This window comes from Mesorhizobium sp. M7A.F.Ca.US.014.04.1.1 (assembly GCF_003998745.1).
In the GTDB taxonomy this organism is placed as follows: Bacteria; Pseudomonadota; Alphaproteobacteria; order Rhizobiales; family Rhizobiaceae; genus Mesorhizobium; species Mesorhizobium ciceri.
The window spans coordinates 1-1618 of the sequence record NZ_RZRW01000901.1 but is presented as its reverse complement, the minus strand read 5'-3'; the positions used below and the strand labels follow the sequence as shown (position 1 = coordinate 1618).

The 1618-nt window shown below is 63.8% G+C and carries 2 protein-coding genes; both read left to right on the top strand.

From position 1 onward, the window contains the following. Window positions 1-1013 (top strand): trigger factor (gene tig / locus EOA22_RS32900; protein ID WP_127390571.1); only part of this gene is annotated, 1013 nt, incomplete at its 5' end. 160 nt (window positions 1014-1173) lie between these two features. Beyond that, the coding region (locus tag EOA22_RS32895; RefSeq protein ID WP_127390570.1) for a hypothetical protein at window positions 1174-1618 on the top strand (445 nt) is incomplete at its 3' end.

Sequence of the window (1618 nt, the reverse complement as noted above, 5' to 3'; positions counted from 1 at the left end):
TTGCCGAATCGGCGCGCAGCTACGAGCCGAAGACCGGCAAGGCCGCCAATGGCGACCGTGTCGCCATCGACTATGTCGGCAAGATCGACGGCGAGGCCTTCAATGGCGGCGCCGGCACCGATCAGCCGCTGGTGCTAGGCTCGAAGGAATTCATCCCCGGCTTCGAGGATCAGCTTGTCGGCGCCAAGGCCGGCGACGAAAAGCAGGTCACCGTGACTTTCCCGGAAAACTACCAGGCGGCGCATCTGGCCGGCAAGGAAGCGACCTTCGATGTCACGGTCAAGGAAGTGTCCCAGCCCGGCGCGCTGGAAATCAACGACGAGACCGCCAAGAACCTCGGCCTGGAGTCGCTGGAGCGCCTGCGCGACGTCGTGCGCGGCCAGATCGAGAACCAGTTCGGCGCCATGACGCGCCAGAAGGTCAAGCGCCAGCTGCTCGACCAGCTCGACGCGGCTTATTCGTTCGAGGCGCCGTCGAAGCTCGTCGACGCCGAGTTCAACAACATCTGGGCGCAGGTCAATCGTGATCTGGAAGCAGCCGGACGCACCTTCGCCGACGAAGAGACGACGGAAGAAGAGGCGCGCGCCGAGTATCTGCGGCTTGCCGAGCGCCGCGTGCGCCTCGGGCTGGTGCTGGCTGAAATCGGCGAGAAGGCCGGCGTGACCGTATCGGACGAAGAGCTGCAGCGCGGCCTGTTCGAGCAGGTGCGGCGCTATCCAGGAAACCAGCAGCAGGAAGTCTTCGAGTTCTACCGCAACAACCCGGAAGCGTTGAACACGCTGCGGGCGCCGATGTTCGAGGAAAAGGTGGTCGACCATCTGCTCGGTCAGATTTCGGTCACCGACGTCAAGGTCAGCAAGGAAGAGCTGATGGCCGACGACGAAGAGGACGAGACCGCCGTCAAGGCGAAGCCGGCGAAGAAAGCCGCCGCCAAGAAGGCCGACGCCAAGACGGCCGACGACGCGGAAGAGCCCAAGAAGAAGGCCGCGCCGAAGAAGAAGGCCGCCGAATAACACCAGCGCTCCGCTGAAACAGGAAGGCCGCCCTCGAGGCGGCCTTTTTCGTTGCCAAACTGCAACAGCCGCCATGCTTCGCGAGCGACGGCCTGTGGCGACCAAGCTTTGATCATTATCTGCGCTTCTATTGCAAGCCGCTTGGTTGTTGGAGGGCGTGTTGAGACTGTTCGTCGAATTGGGACACGCTTCGGCAATCGCGCTGATCCTTATCTCGGTCTGCGGCATTGCCCAGGCCGGCACGGTGCCTGACAACTGGCGCTTCGGCACGAGTGAAGACGGCCTCGTGACGGCCTCGCTCTACGCCACCAACAAGCTGATCACCGGCGGCGGTGCCTTGAGCTACAGCCCGATCCTGACGATTGCCTGCCGGGCAAACGGCGAGCCGCATTGGACTGAATGGCTGCAACTGAACGACGCTGTTTCGGCCAGCCGCAAGATCACCATGTCGATTACGGTCGATCAGGAGAGCAAGTTCGACGAAAGCTGGTCGGTCGGGCCGCGCGGCCGGATGCTGGTGCGCGATGGCGCCGATGGCATCAGGCGCCTTGTCGCCGCGAACCGGCTCCAGCTTTCGTGGCGGGTCGGGGTTGTGGCGGGGGGCG